Source organism: Micromonospora sp. WMMD980 (assembly GCF_029626035.1).
GTDB lineage: Bacteria > Actinomycetota > Actinomycetes > Mycobacteriales > Micromonosporaceae > Micromonospora.
This window is the reverse complement of record NZ_JARUBE010000003.1, coordinates 3,686,022-3,701,205: the sequence shown is the minus strand read 5'-3', so window position 1 is coordinate 3,701,205 and position 15,184 is coordinate 3,686,022. Positions and strand designations below refer to the sequence as shown.

The window sequence follows — 15,184 nt, the reverse complement described above, 5'->3', positions numbered from 1 at the left end:
CCGTTGCTCGCCGTGTATACCGGAACCGCGTTGTTCGACCTGTTGCTCCCGGGCGACTCCCGCTCTCTGAAGGCCAAGCGGTCCTTCGTCCGGCCGATCGTCGCCGCGCTGCGCAAGTTCGAGGTGTCGGCCGCCGAGGTCGGCGCGCTCGACCTGCACGGCCGGGCCGAGATCGGGGTGGCCGTGGTGGCCGCCGAACCGGCCCACGTCCGTGAGGTGCTCGACTCCTGCGAGCGGATGGTCGCCGCCCGCCCGGAGACCGAACTGCTGTCGGTGCGCCGCCGCCTGCACGGCGCGGACGACTGACCCGGTCGGCGCGTCGCGGGGCAGCCCGGCCGTGCCGCGCGACTCCCGTCGGGGCGCGGGTAATGTTCTCGGACGTTGGGCGGTCGGGCCCGGGCGCAGCCCGTACCCGGCCCGCGGTTTCCCGATCGCGGCGTCAGGCGCGCCGGGATCGTCGGAACAGTGATCGTGGAGGTGGGGGACATGTCGGATCCGGCCAAGGTACGCCGGCACGCGGAGCGCGTCCGTGAACTCGTCGCGTCGGTGGTGCGGAGCCAGATCAAGGACCCCCGGCTCGGCATGATCACGATCACCGACGCTCGGATCACCGCCGACCTGCGCGACGCCACCGTCTTCTACACGGTGCTCGGTGACGCGGCGGCCCAGGCGAGCACCGCCGCCGCGCTGGAGAGCGCCAAGGGCATGCTGCGCAGCACGGTCGGCAAGGCCCTCGGGCTGCGGCACTCGCCGACGCTCACCTTCGTCCTCGACGACGTGCAGAACCAGGTCAAGCACATCGACGACCTGCTCACCGCAGCCCGGTCGGCCGACGCCGAGGTGCAGCGGCTGGCCGCCAAGGCCGCGTACGCGGGCGACGCCCAGCCCTACCGGGTGGACGAGGAGACCGACGAGGAGGACTCGGCCGAGGACGCGTCGTCGACCGACGACGGGCCGCGTGGCGGCGACCGTCGGTGACCGAGGCCGTCGAGGACGCCGGGGCCGGTGTGCCCGCCGTCGCCGGGCCTGACGACGTGGCGGCGGCCGGCCCCACCGACGCCGACTGGGCCGCCGCCGTCGCGGCGGTGCGCGAGCTGCCTGCCGACGCGCGGGTGCTGCTCGTCTGCCACGTGAACCCGGACGGGGACGCGCTCGGCAGCATGCTCGGCTTCGCGCTGGGCCTGCGCCGGCTCGGCGTACGCCGGCTCCAGGCGAGCTTCCCCGGACCGGCGGGCGTCCCCGAGCCGTTCCGCTGGCTGCCCGGCGTGGAGCTGCTGGTGGCGCAGGACGACGCCGACCCGGCGCCGGACCTGCTGATCTGCTTCGACGCGGCGAGCGAGTCCCGGCTGGGCGACCTGGCCGACCGACTTGCCACGGCGGGCGCGGCGCTGGTGCTCGACCACCACGCCTCGAACACCGGCTTCGGCACCGTCAACCTGGTGGACCCGCGCGCGGCGGCCACCTCCGTGGTGGCGCTGGGGCTGTTGGACCGCCTCGGGGTCACGCTCGACGCGCCGATGGCGACCGGGCTCTACGTGGCGTTGACCACCGACACCGGCTCGTTCCGTTTCGAGGCGACCACCCCCGCCGTGCACGAGATGGCCGCGCGCCTGCTGGCCACCGGCATCCGGCCGGGAGACATCTCCCGAAGGGTGTTCGACACCCGCCCGTTCGGCGCCGTCCGGCTGTTCGGCGAGGTGCTCGGCCGGGCCACGTTGGAACCGGCGGCCGCCGCCGGGCACGGCCTGGTCTGGACGTACGCGACCCGCGACGACCTGTCCCGCCACGACCAGCCGGCATACGTGCTGGAGGCACTCATCGACTCCGTCCGCTGCACCGCCGAGGCGGACGTGAGCTGCGTGGTCAAGCAGTCCGGAGAGGCCGAGTGGGCGGTTTCGCTGCGCAGCAAGGGCGCGGTGGACGTGAGCCGGGTGGCCGTGGGGCTCGGCGGAGGTGGGCACCGGTTCGCGGCCGGCTTCACCGGTCACGGCCCGATCGACGGGGTGGTCGCCGGTATCCGCGCCGCCCTCCCCGCCGCCGTGCTGACCGCCCGCCCCTGAGGCCCCGCCGGCCGGGCGCTGCCTTTCGGGCGTGTCGCGTCCCGTGGCAGAGGTGTGTTCACGACGGCCTCCTCCGGCGCGGTGCAGCCCGATGGCATCCGCCCGGATGGGTGTGTTGTCCGGTTCGGGGTGGTGGGTGGCACGCTGGCGGTGGAATCGTCGGCGGGGGCGGGGCGTCGTAACCCGGTGAACGACCGAGGAAGGCGAGCGCACCCCCGCGTGGGCCGACCAGGTCGTTGCACACACTCCCGGCGCCGCCCCGCGAGCAGCCGGAATCCCCCCGAATCTTTTGAGCGCCTGACGGTGCCCACACCCCCGCCCCCGCGGGTGTGTTGACCCCCGAATGGAGCCCCCATCATGAACACGATCCTGCGTAAGAGCGTCCTGGGTGTTGCTGGTCTGGCTTTCACCGGTGGTGTGTTCGCCGGTCCGATCGCCGGGCACGCCGACACTCCCGCCCACGCCGCGAGCAAGCCGGTCACGGCGACCGCAAGCGTGCAGGGTGCGCCGCACCGGACGGGAAGCGCCAACTTCCCACCCGGCACTTGACCACCCGACGCTCTACCGTCAGGAGATCTGCCGTGAACCCTACTGCCCACCCCGCCGCCGTCACCGCCCCGACCGCCGCCGCCGGCCCGATCTCGGTCTCTTGGTACGAAGGCCGCCGCCTCCGCACGGTCGCCACCGACAGCTCGGCCGCCGCCGTGGCCGCGATGCGCGCCGCCGTTGACGCCGGCCACCGCCCGGACGGCTACGCCGTGTCCGACCTGGCCGACCGCCCCGCCCTGCAAGCCGTGATCCGGGCGGAGTTCCCCACCGCCTGACCTCCGCACACACGAAATCCCCGAAACCCGAGATGGGTATCGGGGGTTTTGTCGTTTCAGGGCAACCGCACGCGGCACGCGGGGGCGTGGTCCCCGATCGCATCGGCCAACTCGGACAGCGCCGTGAGCCAACCGAGCGACAGCGCCTCGCCGCACTCCATCCGCTGCACCCTGATCGGCCACCGCATCGCGCCCACCGCCACCGCCACCGGCACGCGGGCGGGCGCGTCTTCCTCGCCCACCATCACGCTCGCCCGCCCGGCCCGGTGGGCGGCACCGTGCATCCGTCCGGCCACCGCCCACCGCGCCCGCGCCATTCGCCCGCCACCGTGAGCAGGCCCGCCCGGCGTCCGGGTCTGGCTCGCCCACCGCCCGCCGGCCCTGCCCGCCGCCCGCGTCCGGCTCGCCCACCGTCCGCCCCGCCCGGTCGACCGAGGCCCGCCCCACCTCCCGGACAGGTGCCGGCTCGGCCACGGGCGGCACGCTGCCGGCGTCCGGGCATGGCCACCGGAGTCCGCAGACGCAGTGCCGCCCCCATGACTCCCACGTCCATTCGCGCCGATGCACCGGGTCGGTACGGATCTCCGGTGGTCTATGCCGCGCCATGGTTGCCGCCCTCTCTGCCGGGGCACGGGGGAACGGGACGGCCCCAAGGTGGCAAGACCCGCCCCGCGCCCCCTCGGCTGGGAGCAAGTCCGCCTCTCCGTCAACACGTTGCCCTCAGCTATGGGATCAGTACACGACGTTGACGTATGCTCCGGAACGTTCGGGACGTCCACCGTGGAAGCAGGATGAACGAGGTACTTCGCGCGGCAATGGCCGAAGCAGGGGAGACGGCCGAAAGTCTCGCAGCCCAGACCGGGGTAGACCCCAAGACCGCCGCCCGCTGGATCTCGCCCGGACGTGTGCCGCAGCCCCGCCGACGTGCCACGCTGGCCGCCATCCTCGGCAAGGACGTTGAGTACCTATGGCCCGACGTCCTCAAACGCAGGGAGCCCGCATGGTTCCGTAGATGGGTCGACGTTGAGCAGGAAGCGGTTGCACTGCGCACGTTTGAACTCGCCTGGATACCCGGCCTGCTCCAGACCGAGGCGTACGCGCGGGCAACGCTGGCCCTGGCGACACCCGACCCCGACGAGGTTGACGAGCTGGTCACGGCGCGCGTTCAACGACAATCGATCCTCCACCGGCCACAGCCGCCGCTCGTCGTTGCTGTGATCGATGAGGCCGCCCTACGCCGCCGAGCCGGCCGAGTCGGGAAGCTGATGCGCGAGCAGTGCGAACACCTCGCCGCCTGCGCCGAGCTGCCGACCGTTCAGGTGCACATCGTGCCGCTCGACACGCCGATTTACCTCGGCATGGGCGGGCCGTTCCGCGTGGCCGAGCTGCCGGACGGTACGCGCGTGGCACACCAAGACGGCCCGGCCAGGGCACACATCACCGACGACTCGACAGAAATTGCTAGCCTGGAGCGCAGGTGGTCTCGCATAGTCGGTGAGGCTCTACCTCGGGCGCAGTCTCTCGACCTCATCAGGAAAGCGGCAGCAGCATGGACATGACCGGTGCGATCTGGCACAAGAGCACCAAGAGTGGGGACAACGGCGGCAACTGCGTGGAGGTTGCTTCCAACCTGCCCGGCGTCGTCCTCGTCCGCGACACGAAGGACCGCGAGGGCGGCACCCTCCAGTTCGCCCCGGCCACCTGGCAGGGGTTCGTGGACCTGGCCAAGGCCATCGGGCCGGTTGCCTGACCCACCCCCGACAGCACACACGAGCCCCCGGTCCGCCCACGTGGCAGGCCGGGGTTTCGGCTCTCAGGGCGTGGCAGTGGGTACGGCCTTTTGACTGCCGTTCCGCGCAACCCGCGCAGACGGTGCAGGTGTCGGCCTACCCGGACGCCTACGCCCAGTGGGAGAAGCCGGCCACCGACCTCGTCAACCAGCACTGGACCACGTGAGCGGCATCGCCTGAAGGCCGGCACCCCGAACCACGGGATGCCGGCCTTCGGTGTTTCGCGGCAATCACGAGGCGTGCCGGTCTTCCCGCCTTACGTCACGCTGGGGACAATCGGGTGATGGATCATCCCCCCGAGCTCACCGTCGATGCGCCCCGGGTCTGGGACCGGCCGGTCGTCTCCGTACCGGTGCTGATCTGCCTGTCCCTGGTCGGTGGTCAACTGCCGTCGTTCTCGACCGCGGCGAATCTCTACATCCTCGGCACCGGCGGCGGGCTGATCTGGGTCGGCCTGAGCAATCGGGTTCCCCGGCGTCCGGCGCCGCGCCGGCTGCCGTCGGCCGCGCTGTGGTGGCTGCTGCCGGTCACCGTCTTCGGGGTCTTCGAAGGGGCCACCTTCGTGCTGTCCGTGGGCGACGACTTTCCCACGTTCTCCCGGCTGGCCGACCCGCTGATCGAGGACCACCTGGCCCGCTCGGCGGCCTGGTTCGCCTGGCTGGCGGCATTCTGGGGGCTGGTCCGCCGATGATGCGCGCACTGGCCATCGGCGGGTTCCTCACCGCGCTGCTGCTGTTCGCGGCCGTCGAATGGGCCGCACGCCGGGAGGGCTCCCGGATCCCCTCGCTGGCCGACGTCTGCGCCTTCGTCATGCGCTACGAGGTGGGGCCGGTCCCCGTGGGCCGAATCGGTCTGCTCGGCTTCTGGTGGTGGCTGGGCTGGCACTTTCTCGCCCGCTGAGACGCGGCCGGAAGAGGGTGGTCCTGTCCGCATCGCGGGAACAGTGGGCACCATCTGGAAAGTGAACGTTAATTTGGGTGCGGGACCGGCGCTTCGCGGCGCTGGTCACGGGCGGCGGTGCCGCACCCGGCGCCGCCTCCCTCCAGGGTCAGACCGACCCGGGCTCACGCTGCCAGGCGAGCCGCTCCGGTGATCCCGGACCGCAGCCGGGCGCGCAGCAGACCGACGACTCCGGTCGCGGCGCGACTGCCGTCGCGTCGTCCACGCCGGGGCGCCGGACGCCCGCAGGGCCGCCGTGCCTCGGTGGTCCGCACCCTGGAAGGACACGCCATGCCGAGCAAGCGCAAGCCGCAGACCGAGACCACCACCGACGAGGCGCGCGAGCAGATGCGCCGCGCGCTGCAGACCTCGATGGACACCCGTCAGTGACCCAGGCCGTCCGGCGGTGACGCCGACCGGACGGGGTGTCGCCGCAGGGTGAGCGCCCCGGCCGCAGGCGTCACCGCCGTGCCGGTCGCCGGAACCGGCGGCCGTCGGCCCCGAGTCGGCTCCCCGCCGACCTGAGCCCGGTCCACGCCGCGCAGGGCCACCCGCGCCCCGCTGTGGGGGCGCTACCCTCACGCGGTGCGCCGCATTCTCGTCGTCGGCAGCTCCGGCGCCGGCAAGAGCACCCTCGCCGGGGAGTTGGCCCGGCGACTCGACCTTCCGCTGGTCCACCTCGACCGTCACTACTGGCGGCCCGGCTGGGTCGCCCCGACCGGCGCCGAGTTCCGCGCCGAGGTGGCCGCGCTGGCCGCCCGCCCGGCCTGGGTGATGGACGGCAACTATGCCGGCACCCTCGACCTCCGGCTGCCCCGCGCCGACCTGCTGGTGCTCTGCGACCCGCACCGGCTGCGGTGCCTGGCCCGGGTGCTGCGTCGCCGTTGGGCCCGCCGCGTCGAGCCTCGCCCCGACCTTCCCGAGGGCTGCCCGGAGCGGGTCGACCTCGATCTCCTGCGCTACGTCTGGCGCTACCCGCGTCACTCCCGTCCCCGGGTGCTGAGAGCCGTCGCCGCCTACGCCCCGGGCCTGCCGGTGCGCCGGCTGCGCGGCCGGCGGGACGTGGCACGCTTCCTGGAGGGGTCGGGTAAGCAGCCCTAGGGGTTGCGGGCCTTACTCGGCGCGTGCCAGGATCGGCGGCGATGAGCAGCACCGTCGCACCCGCCACCGCCGTGTCGCCCCGGCGGATCGCCGCGCTGGCGCTCCCCGCCCTGGTGGTGCTGGCCGCGGAGCCGCTCTACGTTCTCGTCGACACCGCGGTGGTGGGTCACCTGGGTCGGGTGCCGCTCGCCGCGCTCGCCGTCGGCGGCACGGTCATGACGCTCACCGCGTGGATCGGCACCGTCGTGGCGTACGGCACCACCGGGCGGTCGGCCCGCCGCTTCGGCGCCGGAGACCGGACCGCCGCGGTGGCCGAGGGCGTCCAGGCGTCCTGGCTCGCGCTGACCGCCGGCCTGCTGGTGGCGGTCGCCATCGCGTTCGGCGGGGGCGCGCTGGCGCGTACCCTCGCCGGCGGCCCCGGCGAGGTGGCCGACGCCGCCGCCGGATGGCTGCGGATCGCGGCGCTCGGCGCACCCGGCCTGCTGCTCGCGGCCGCCGGCAACGGTTGGCTGCGGGGCATCCAGGACACTCGCCGGCCGCTGCTGTTCGTGCTCGCCCCCAACCTGCTCTCCGCGCTGCTCTGCCCGCTGCTGGTCTATCCGGCGGGCCTCGGCCTGGTCGGTTCCGCCGTGGCCAACGCGGTCGCGCAGACGCTCTCCGGTGGCCTGTTCGCGGCCGCGCTGGTGCGCGAGCGGGTCGCGCTGCGACCCCGGCCGCGGGTGATCGGGCAGCAGTTGGTGCTCGGCCGGGACCTGCTGGTCCGCGGCGTCGCGTTCCAGGCGAGCTTCCTGTCCGCGACCGCGGTCGCGGCCCGCTTCGGCGCCGCGGCGGTCGGGGCGCACCAGATCGCCGTCCAACTCTGGTTCTTTACCGCACTGGTGCTGGACGCCCTCGCGATCGCCGCGCAGGCGCTGGTCGGCGCCGCGCTCGGCGGCGGCGACGGGGCCGGCGCGCGATTCCTCGCCCGCCGCGTCGCCCTGCTCGGCGGCCTGTGCGGTGTGGCGTTCGCGGTGCTGATCGCCGCCGGCGCCGGCCTGGTGCCGTCGCTGTTCAGCTCCGATCCGCAGGTACGCGACCAGGCCATGGTGGCCTGGCCCTGGCTGGTGGCGCTCCAGCCGATCGGCGGCGTGGTGTTCGCCCTCGACGGGGTGCTGATCGGCGCGGGCGACGTGCGCTACCTGCGCAACCTCACCATCGTGGCCGCCTTCGGCGGGTTCCTGCCGGCGATCTGGCTGGCCTACGGCCTCGACCTCGGGCTCGGCGGGATCTGGGCCGGGTTGACGCTGTTCGTGGTGCTGCGGCTGGTCGCGCTACTGCTGCGGCTGCGCTCGGGCGCGTGGGTGGTGGTCGGCGCGGTCCGCTGACCGCTCGCGCCTCGGTGGCCGGATTCAGCACGAGACGGGAAGCTCGATCGGATGGGCCGGGTCGTAGAGCTTGTCCGGATCCTCCGGGAACGGCGGGGCGTCCGGGTCCGCCCGGCCGGGGCGGACCAACCCGTGCATTATCGCGTCGCAGTCCACCCCCCACCCGTAGCTCGACATCCGGTGCAGCCAGAGGCCCCGATCCGAGCGCACCACGTCACCGGCGCGGGGCAGGCGCCAGACCACCTCGTCGTGCAGCAGGACGACCGAACGACCGGTGCGCGAGTCGGGGTCCCGGAAGCCGTAGACCCAGACGACGTTGCTGGTGACCTCCAGCGTCCGTGCGCCACCGGCGTCCCGGATGCCCCGGTAGGTGATCGCGCCCTTGGCCCGGGGCTGGTCCGGGGTGAGCCGGACGTCCGGGGACACGCGGGTGGCGTAGGTGCCGATCGTCGCGGTGGACCAGTCCTTGCGCACCGTGTCCCGGGCGGCCGGGGCGAAGTGGCGCAGCAGCGGGGTCGGGCTGTCACCGGTCATGAACGCGCGGTCCAGGCGGGCGGTCAGCAGGGCGGCACGGACCCGGGCCAACCCAGCCGACACCTCGGCCGCGGTGAAGCCGTCCGTCGGCCGGGCCGCGGGCCAGGTGATCCCGGCCGGCCCCGCCGGCCAGTCCGCCGCCAGCGTCCCGGCGAAGACGCCCGGCGCCGGCGCGGTCGACGTCCGGGCCGCCGGGGACGCCGCCCCGCCGGCCGGGGGCGTCGCGGCGGCCGGGCGGCGGAACTGCCGGTACCCGTACCCGCCCGCGCCCAGCAGGAGCAGGACCCCGGCGGTGGCCATCAGCCGGCGGGCCCGGCGCCGGCACCAGATGCGCAGCCGTACGACGGGGCCGGGCCGGATCTCCCGCTCCAGCCGGTGCAGCCAGTCGGGGTATCCGTCCGGCCCGGCGTGGTCGGCGGCGGGGCGCTCAGGCGTCATGGCGGACGATCCGGTGGAGGAGATGGAGCGTGCCCCAGCCGGGCAGGTCGACCCGGACGTGGTGCGGGCCGGTCGGCGGATCGGTGCTCATCGTGGGTTCCTGTCGATACGGGAGGATGGGTGGGCGTGGGGTCAGCACGTGTCCGGCAGGTCGAGGGTCTTGTCCGGGTCGAAGACCGCGTCCGGGTCCGGGTCGGCGGGACCGCCGAACGAGGGCTCACCGAGCGCGAGCAGGCCCTTGTCCCAGGCCGCGCAGTCGATGTTGGAGGCGTACGAGTCGGACTTTTCGATCCAGAGCCCGACGGAGCCGGGACGCACGTCGCCGGGTTGCGGCACGCTCCACACGACGGTGTCGTGCACCACCACGACACCGTCGCCCGGCACCGTGCTCGCGGTCGGAAAGGCGTACGCCCAGACGAAGTTGACGGTGATCGCCAGGATCTGGATGCCGTCGCGGTCCCCGGTGGCCCGGTAGCTGAGCCGGCCCTTGACCCGGGGCTGGTCGGCGGTGAGTCGGGCGCCGGGGGCCAGCCGGGTGGCGTAGCTGCCCGCCTCGCCGGAGTGGAAGTCGTCCCGGACGTCGGCGCGGGCGTCCGGCGCGAACCGGCGGACCAGCCGTTCCGGATCCTTCGCGGTGAAGAACGCGCGGTCCAGCCGGGCGGTCACCATGGCCTTGCGCGTCCTGGCGAGCGCGTCGGTGACCTGGCGGGCGGTGAACGGGCCGGTCCGCTTCGCCGGTGGCAGCGCGATTCCGGCCGTGCCCTGCGGGAAGCCGGCGGCCGGGGTGCCGTCGAACGGCCCGCCGGCCGGTGGCGGCGACGCCGAGGTGACGGCCTGCTCTCCGCTCGGCGGGCTGATCGTCGGGTACGCCGCCGGGGCCGCGCCCCACCGCTGGTAGCCCTGGTAGCCGACTGCGGCGACCGTCCCGAAGCAGGCCAGCAGCAGCACCGCGACGCCGCCGCCGAGCAGCTTGCCCGAGTGCCGCCCCAGCGCGATCCGCCAGCGGTCGGCGCGGCCGGGCTCGACGCCCGGGGCGGGCTGCCGGAGCCACCCGGGGACCGGACCGAGCGACTCGTCGGGCGGGTCGCCGGCGGGACGCGGTTCGGGGGCGGGGCGGCGATCGGTCATCAGGCTTCCCTGGGCGGCGGGGCGAGGGCGCATGATCTTGACACCCCGCTGACCGGGGCGGTATCCCCCGCAGGGCCGATCACCGGCGTCTGGCAGGCTTGGCGGTCGTGAGCGCAGACGGTCTGATCGTGGTCGACAAGCCCGGCGGCATGACGTCGCACGACGTGGTGGCCCGGATCCGGCGGCTGGCCCGGACCCGCCGGGTGGGGCACGGCGGCACGCTGGACCCGATGGCCACCGGCGTCCTGGTGATCGGGGTCGGGCGGGCGACCCGGCTGCTCACCTACGTGATCGGCGCCGGCAAGAGCTACGCCGCGACGATCCGGCTGGGCCAGGCCACGGTCACCGACGACGCCGAGGGCGACGTGATCGCGAGCACCCCGGCCGGCGCGGTCACCGACGACGCGGTGCGGGCCGTGCTGGCGACGTTGACCGGCGAGATCGACCAGGTGCCCAGCGCGGTCAGCGCCATCAAGATCAACGGAGAGCGGGCGTACAAGCGGGTCCGCGACGGGGAGGCGGTCGAACTGCCGGCCCGGCGGGTCACCGTGTCCCGACTCGACGTGCGGGAGATCCGGCGGGACACCCCGGACGTGGTGGACGTGGACGTGGACGTGACCTGCTCGTCCGGGACGTACATCCGGGCCATCGCCCGGGACGCGGGCCTGGCGCTCGGCGTCGGCGGCCATCTCACCGCGCTGCGGCGCACCGCGGTCGGCGGCTTCGACCTGGCCGAGGCGGCCACCCTGGCGCAGCTCGAACAGCGCGCGCCGGAGGTGGTGAACCTGCCGCTGGACGCCGCCGCCGAGCGGTTCTTCCCGCGCCGGGTCGCCACTGAGGAGGAGGCGCGGACGCTGTCGCACGGCGGGCCGCTCGACCCGGCCGGGATCGCCGGACCGTACGCGGTCTTCGGCCCGGCGGGCGGGCTGATCGCTATCGTCAGCGAGCGGGACGGGCGGGCCCGCGCGGAGATCGTCCTGGCCCCGGCCTGACGGCGCGCGGGCGGACAGGGGAGAGGATCGGCATGCAGCGGTGGCGGGGGTACGAGGCGGCGCCCGGCGGCTGGGGGCGCTCGGTGGTCACCATCGGCGTCTTCGACGGCGTGCACCAGGGGCACCAGGCGACCATCGGCCACGCTGTGGCGCGCGCCCGCGAGCTGGGCGTCAAGTCGGTGGTGGTGACGTTCGACCCGCACCCGGCCGAGGTGGTGCGCCCGGGCTCGCACCCGGCGGTGCTCACCGAGCCGGCCCGCAAGGCGGAGCTGATCGAGGCGCTCGGCGTGGACGTGCTCTGCGTGGTGCCGTTCACCGCCGAGTTCTCCCGGCTGCCGGCCGAGGCGTTCGTGCACGACATCCTGGTCGAGCACCTGCACGCCGCGCTGGTGGTGGTCGGCGACAACTTCCGGTTCGGGCACCGGGCGGCCGGCGACGTGGCGTTGCTGGAACGGCTCGGCCGCACGTTCGGCTTCGGGGTGGAGGACGCGCCGCTGGTCGCCGCGGCGGGCACGGTCTTCTCCTCCACGTACATCCGGTCCTGCGTCGACGCGGGCGACGTGCGAGCGGCGGCGGCCGCGCTGGGTCGGCCGCACCGGGTCGAGGGCGTGGTGGTCCGCGGTGACCAGCGCGGGCGTGAGCTGGGTTACCCCACCGCCAACCTGCTGACCCACCGGTACGCGGCGGTGCCGGCCGACGGGGTGTACGCCGCCCGGCTGGTGCGCCGGGGCGGCGACCCGCTCGCGGCGGCGGTCTCCATCGGCACGAACCCGACGTTCTCCGGCCGGGAGCGCCGGGTGGAGGCGTACGCGCTGGACTTCACCGGCGACCTGTACGGCGAGCGGCTGGCTTTGGACTTCGTGGCGCACCTGCGGGAGCAACGGACGTACGACGCGATCGAGCCGTTGGTGGCCCAGATCGCCGAGGACGTGGAACGCACCCGACGCGCGGTGTCCTGACCGCGCGTGGCGACCTTGACCGGCCGGCCCGGGCCGGGGCTGGTAGGCTGACGGAGACGTCGGCTGACCGACGGGGGCCTCGCGTGCCTGCACGACGCCGCGGGTGCGAGGAACCGGTCCGTCGCACCGGTCACACGACCGCTCCGACGAACCTCATCGAACCACCCACGAAACAGGGAGAACATGGCGCTCGACCAGGAAGCCAAGGCCAAGATCCGCCAGGAGTACGCGACCGCCGAGGGCGACACCGGTTCGCCGGAGGTGCAGGTCGCGGTCCTGACCAAGCGGATCGCGGAGCTGACCGAGCACCTGAAGGTGCACAAGCACGACCACCACAGCCGCCGCGGGCTGCTGCTGCTGGTCGGCCGGCGCCGTCGGCTGCTCAACTACGTCCAGAAGAAGGACATCAACCGCTACCGGTCGCTCATCGAGCGGCTCGGCCTGCGCCGATGACCTGACGGGGGAGTGGCCGCTCGGCCGCTCCCCCGTTCCGGTACCACCAGAACCAACCCCGGCCGCGCGACGACCCGAGAGGGAGCCGGTCAGCACCGGTCTCCGGTAGTGGCCCCCGGGAATCCCGGCAGATGCCGGCCCACCCGGGCGCTTCGATCGAAGACCGGCCGCCTGAGCAGTTCCCGTGTCGTCGGCCGACGACGCGAAGGAGCACCACAGCACATGACCGAGACCAACCTCGGCACCGAATCCCGCACCGCCGTGATCGACAACGGGTCCTTCGGCACCCGTGAGATCACCTTCTCCACCGGCCGGCTGGCCCGGCAGGCCGCCGGCTCCGTCGTCGCCCAGCTCGGCGAGACGGTCGTCCTCTCCGCCACCACCGCCGGCAAGCAGCCGCGCGAGTCGTTCGACTTCTTCCCGCTGACCGTCGACGTCGAGGAGCGGATGTACGCCGCGGGCCGGATCCCCGGCTCGTTCTTCCGCCGCGAGGGCCGGCCCAGCGAGGACGCCATCCTCACCTGCCGGCTGATCGACCGGCCGCTGCGCCCGTCGTTCGTCAAGGGCCTGCGCAACGAGGTCCAGGTCGTCGAGACCGTGCTGGCGCTCGACCCGCAGCACCCCTACGACGTGGTGGCCATCAACGCCGCCTCGATGTCGACCAAGCTCTCCGGCCTGCCGTTCTCCGGCCCGATCGGCGCGACCCGGGTCGCGCACGTGGACGGCCAGTGGGTCGCCTTCCCGACCCTGGAGGAGCTGGCCCGGGCCACCTTCGACATGGTCGTGGCCGGTCGCACCCTCGCCGACGGCGAGGTCGCGATCATGATGGTCGAGGCCGAGGCCACCCCGAACGCGGTGGCCCTGATCTCCGACGGCGCCACCGCGCCGACCGAGGAGATCGTGGCCAGCGGCCTGGAGGCCGCCAAGCCGGCCATCCGTGAGCTGTGCCGGGCGCAGAGCGAGCTGGCCGAGGTGGCCGCCAAGCCGGTCAGCGAGTTCCCGGTCTTCCTGGACTACTCCGACGACGCGTACGACGCGGTGGCCGACGTGGCCCGCGCCGACGTCACCGAGGCGCTGAAGATCGCCGGCAAGGCCGACCGCGAGGAGGCCCTGGACCGGATCAAGGCCAAGGTCGCCGAGGAGCTGGGCGGCCGCTTCGAGGGCCGCGAGAAGGAGCTGTCCGCCGCGTTCCGCTCGCTGACCAAGTCCGAGGTCCGCAACCGGGTGCTGCGCGAGCAGGTCCGCATCGACGGCCGCGGCCCGCGTGACATCCGTCCGCTGAGCGCCGAGGTCGGCGTGCTGCCGCGGGTGCACGGCTCGGCGCTGTTCGAGCGCGGCGAGACCCAGATCCTGGGCGTCACCACGCTGAACATGCTGCGCATGGAGCAGATGGTGGACACGCTGTCCCCGGAGAACCGCAAGCGCTACATGCACAACTACAACTTCCCGCCCTACTCGACCGGTGAGACCGGCCGGGTCGGCTCGCCGAAGCGTCGCGAGATCGGTCACGGCGCGCTGGCCGAGCGGGCGCTGATCCCGGTGCTGCCGTCGCGCGAGGAGTTCCCCTACGCCATCCGGCAGGTCTCCGAGGCGCTCGGCTCCAACGGCTCCACCTCGATGGGCTCGGTCTGCGCCTCGACGCTGGGCCTGCTCTCGGCCGGTGTGCCGCTGAAGGCGCCGGTCGCCGGCATCGCCATGGGCCTCATCTCCGACGAGGTCGACGGCAAGACCCAGTACGTGACGCTCACCGACATCCTCGGCGCCGAGGACGCGTTCGGCGACATGGACTTCAAGGTCGCCGGCACCCGTGACTTCGTCACCGCGCTCCAGCTCGACACCAAGCTCGACGGCATCCCGTCGGACGTGCTGGCCGCCGCGCTCCAGCAGGCGCACGAGGCCCGGCAGACGATCCTCGACGTGATGCAGCGGGCCATCGAGGCGCCGGCCGAGATGTCGGACTACGCGCCGCGGGTCACCACCGTCAAGATCCCGGTCGACAAGATCGGCATGGTGATCGGCCCGAAGGGGCAGACCATCAACGCCATCCAGGACGAGACCGGCGCCGAGATCTCCATCGAGGACGACGGCACCATCTACGTCGGCGCGACCAACGGCCCGTCGGCCCAGGCCGCGGTGGACCGGATCAACGGCATCGCCAACCCGACCCTGCCGAAGGTGGGCGAGCGGTTCCTCGGCACCGTGGTGAAGACCGCCGCGTTCGGCGCCTTCATCTCGCTCCTGCCCGGCCGCGACGGCCTGCTGCACATCTCCAAGGTGGGCGACGGCAAGCGGGTCGAGAAGGTCGAGGACTTCCTCAACGTCGGCGACAAGGTCGAGGTGGAGATCGCGGACATCGACGCCCGCGGCAAGATCTACCTGGACAAGATCCGTCCGGAGGGCGCCGAGGCGCCGGCCGCCGGTGAGGCCGCCGGCGGCGAGCGTCCGGCCGGCCGGGACCGCGGCGGCGACCGCGGCCCGCGCGGTGACCGCGGTGGCGACCGTGGCGGCGAGCGCCGCTCGGAGGGTGGCGAGGGCGGCGACCGGCCGCGTCGCCGCACCCGACACAGCTGATCACCGACCGGCCCGGGCGACGTACGCGTCG

At 73.8% G+C, this 15,184-nt stretch carries 18 protein-coding genes; 15 read left to right on the top strand and 3 right to left on the bottom strand.

The genetic code is table 11. The features are described 5' to 3' along the window. The first annotated feature begins 12 nt into the window (after positions 1-12). The 5 genes from O7618_RS17295 to O7618_RS17275 all read left to right on the top strand — a co-directional run bounded on the left by O7618_RS17295 (position 13) and on the right by O7618_RS17275 (position 2,884). Entirely contained in the window at positions 13-306 is a 294-nt protein-coding gene (locus tag O7618_RS17295) for a DUF503 domain-containing protein (RefSeq protein WP_278107124.1), read from the top strand. Between the two features lie 180 nt (positions 307-486). Continuing rightward, positions 487-978 carry a 30S ribosome-binding factor RbfA gene (rbfA, locus tag O7618_RS17290; protein WP_278107123.1) on the top strand — a complete coding sequence of 164 codons (492 nt, stop codon included), beginning with the start codon at positions 487-489 and terminating at the stop codon, positions 976-978. A 56-nt stretch (positions 979-1,034) separates the two neighbouring features. Continuing rightward, entirely contained in the window at positions 1,035-2,060 is a 1,026-nt protein-coding gene (locus tag O7618_RS17285; RefSeq protein ID WP_278110050.1) for a bifunctional oligoribonuclease/PAP phosphatase NrnA, read from the top strand. A 357-nt stretch (positions 2,061-2,417) separates the two neighbouring features. Next, a complete protein-coding gene (locus tag O7618_RS17280) occupies positions 2,418-2,609 on the top strand; it encodes a hypothetical protein (protein ID WP_278110249.1) in 192 nt (63 codons plus the stop codon). A gap of 32 nt (positions 2,610-2,641) precedes the next feature. After that, complete coding sequence (locus O7618_RS17275) at positions 2,642-2,884, top strand: hypothetical protein (protein ID WP_278107122.1); 243 nt, start codon at positions 2,642-2,644, stop codon at positions 2,882-2,884. Positions 2,885-2,940: 56 nt separating this feature from the next. Here the strand turns inward: O7618_RS17275 and O7618_RS17270 are convergent, their stop codons facing one another. Next, positions 2,941-3,201: a hypothetical protein gene (locus O7618_RS17270; protein ID WP_278107121.1), complete on the bottom strand. Its 261-nt coding sequence runs from the start codon at positions 3,199-3,201 to the stop codon at positions 2,941-2,943. 474 nt (positions 3,202-3,675) lie between these two features. On the opposite strand from O7618_RS17270, the gene O7618_RS17265 reads away from it, so the two are divergent. From O7618_RS17265 to O7618_RS17240, 6 genes are all read left to right on the top strand, one after another. Beyond that, a complete protein-coding gene (locus O7618_RS17265; RefSeq protein ID WP_278107120.1) occupies positions 3,676-4,443 on the top strand; it encodes a helix-turn-helix transcriptional regulator in 768 nt (255 codons plus the stop codon). After that, positions 4,440-4,634, top strand: coding sequence for a DUF397 domain-containing protein (locus O7618_RS17260; protein ID WP_278107119.1), 195 nt, complete (start codon positions 4,440-4,442; stop codon positions 4,632-4,634). The genes O7618_RS17265 and O7618_RS17260 overlap by 4 nt, the downstream gene beginning before the upstream one ends. Positions 4,635-4,957: 323 nt before the next feature. Beyond that, the gene (locus tag O7618_RS17255; protein ID WP_278107118.1) at positions 4,958-5,365 is read left to right on the top strand and encodes a hypothetical protein; all 408 of its coding nucleotides are present in this window, start codon (positions 4,958-4,960) and stop codon (positions 5,363-5,365) included. After that, complete coding sequence (locus tag O7618_RS17250; RefSeq protein WP_278110049.1) at positions 5,365-5,574, top strand: DUF6186 family protein; 210 nt, start codon at positions 5,365-5,367, stop codon at positions 5,572-5,574. The genes O7618_RS17255 and O7618_RS17250 overlap by 1 nt, the downstream gene beginning before the upstream one ends. A gap of 624 nt (positions 5,575-6,198) precedes the next feature. After that, positions 6,199-6,714, top strand: coding sequence for an adenylate kinase (locus O7618_RS17245; protein WP_278107117.1), 516 nt, complete (start codon positions 6,199-6,201; stop codon positions 6,712-6,714). Between the two features lie 41 nt (positions 6,715-6,755). Continuing rightward, on the top strand, positions 6,756-8,078 hold the full coding sequence (locus tag O7618_RS17240) for an MATE family efflux transporter (protein WP_278107116.1): 1,323 nt from the start codon (positions 6,756-6,758) through the stop codon (positions 8,076-8,078). Between the two features lie 24 nt (positions 8,079-8,102). Here the strand turns inward: O7618_RS17240 and O7618_RS17235 are convergent, their stop codons facing one another. Next, the gene (locus O7618_RS17235) at positions 8,103-9,050 is read right to left on the bottom strand and encodes a hypothetical protein (protein WP_278107115.1); all 948 of its coding nucleotides are present in this window, start codon (positions 9,048-9,050) and stop codon (positions 8,103-8,105) included. A gap of 132 nt (positions 9,051-9,182) precedes the next feature. Next, positions 9,183-10,178: a hypothetical protein gene (locus O7618_RS17230; RefSeq protein WP_278107114.1), complete on the bottom strand. Its 996-nt coding sequence runs from the start codon at positions 10,176-10,178 to the stop codon at positions 9,183-9,185. 107 nt (positions 10,179-10,285) lie between these two features. Between O7618_RS17230 and truB the strand changes: the two genes are divergently transcribed. The 4 genes from truB to O7618_RS17210 all read left to right on the top strand — a co-directional run bounded on the left by truB (position 10,286) and on the right by O7618_RS17210 (position 15,153). Then, positions 10,286-11,170 carry a tRNA pseudouridine(55) synthase TruB gene (gene truB / locus O7618_RS17225; protein ID WP_278107112.1) on the top strand — a complete coding sequence of 295 codons (885 nt, stop codon included), beginning with the start codon at positions 10,286-10,288 and terminating at the stop codon, positions 11,168-11,170. Positions 11,171-11,202: 32 nt separating this feature from the next. Beyond that, positions 11,203-12,129 (top strand): bifunctional riboflavin kinase/FAD synthetase, encoded by a 927-nt coding sequence (locus O7618_RS17220; RefSeq protein ID WP_278107111.1) that lies wholly within the window; start codon positions 11,203-11,205, stop codon positions 12,127-12,129. 183 nt (positions 12,130-12,312) lie between these two features. Continuing rightward, entirely contained in the window at positions 12,313-12,582 is a 270-nt protein-coding gene (gene rpsO / locus O7618_RS17215; protein WP_013284678.1) for a 30S ribosomal protein S15, read from the top strand. 222 nt (positions 12,583-12,804) lie between these two features. Continuing rightward, positions 12,805-15,153: a polyribonucleotide nucleotidyltransferase gene (locus O7618_RS17210; RefSeq protein WP_278107110.1), complete on the top strand. Its 2,349-nt coding sequence runs from the start codon at positions 12,805-12,807 to the stop codon at positions 15,151-15,153. Positions 15,154-15,184: the final 31 nt, after the last annotated feature.

Excerpts from the sequence above, each read along its gene's own strand:
- rbfA (WP_278107123.1), top strand. The coding sequence starts at position 487 with ATGTCGGATCCGGCCAAGGTACGCCGGCACGCGGAGCGCGTCCGTGAA.
- O7618_RS17280 (WP_278110249.1), top strand. The coding sequence starts at position 2,418 with ATGAACACGATCCTGCGTAAGAGCGTCCTGGGTGTTGCTGGTCTGGCT.
- O7618_RS17270 (WP_278107121.1), bottom strand. The coding sequence starts at position 3,201 with ATGGCGCGGGCGCGGTGGGCGGTGGCCGGACGGATGCACGGTGCCGCC.
- O7618_RS17265 (WP_278107120.1), top strand. The coding sequence starts at position 3,676 with ATGAACGAGGTACTTCGCGCGGCAATGGCCGAAGCAGGGGAGACGGCC.
- O7618_RS17260 (WP_278107119.1), top strand. The coding sequence starts at position 4,440 with ATGACCGGTGCGATCTGGCACAAGAGCACCAAGAGTGGGGACAACGGC.
- O7618_RS17255 (WP_278107118.1), top strand. The coding sequence starts at position 4,958 with ATGGATCATCCCCCCGAGCTCACCGTCGATGCGCCCCGGGTCTGGGAC.
- O7618_RS17250 (WP_278110049.1), top strand. The coding sequence starts at position 5,365 with ATGCGCGCACTGGCCATCGGCGGGTTCCTCACCGCGCTGCTGCTGTTC.
- O7618_RS17240 (WP_278107116.1), top strand. The coding sequence starts at position 6,756 with ATGAGCAGCACCGTCGCACCCGCCACCGCCGTGTCGCCCCGGCGGATC.
- O7618_RS17235 (WP_278107115.1), bottom strand. The coding sequence starts at position 9,050 with ATGACGCCTGAGCGCCCCGCCGCCGACCACGCCGGGCCGGACGGATAC.
- O7618_RS17230 (WP_278107114.1), bottom strand. The coding sequence starts at position 10,178 with ATGACCGATCGCCGCCCCGCCCCCGAACCGCGTCCCGCCGGCGACCCG.
- O7618_RS17220 (WP_278107111.1), top strand. The coding sequence starts at position 11,203 with ATGCAGCGGTGGCGGGGGTACGAGGCGGCGCCCGGCGGCTGGGGGCGC.
- rpsO (WP_013284678.1), top strand. The coding sequence starts at position 12,313 with ATGGCGCTCGACCAGGAAGCCAAGGCCAAGATCCGCCAGGAGTACGCG.
- O7618_RS17210 (WP_278107110.1), top strand. The coding sequence starts at position 12,805 with ATGACCGAGACCAACCTCGGCACCGAATCCCGCACCGCCGTGATCGAC.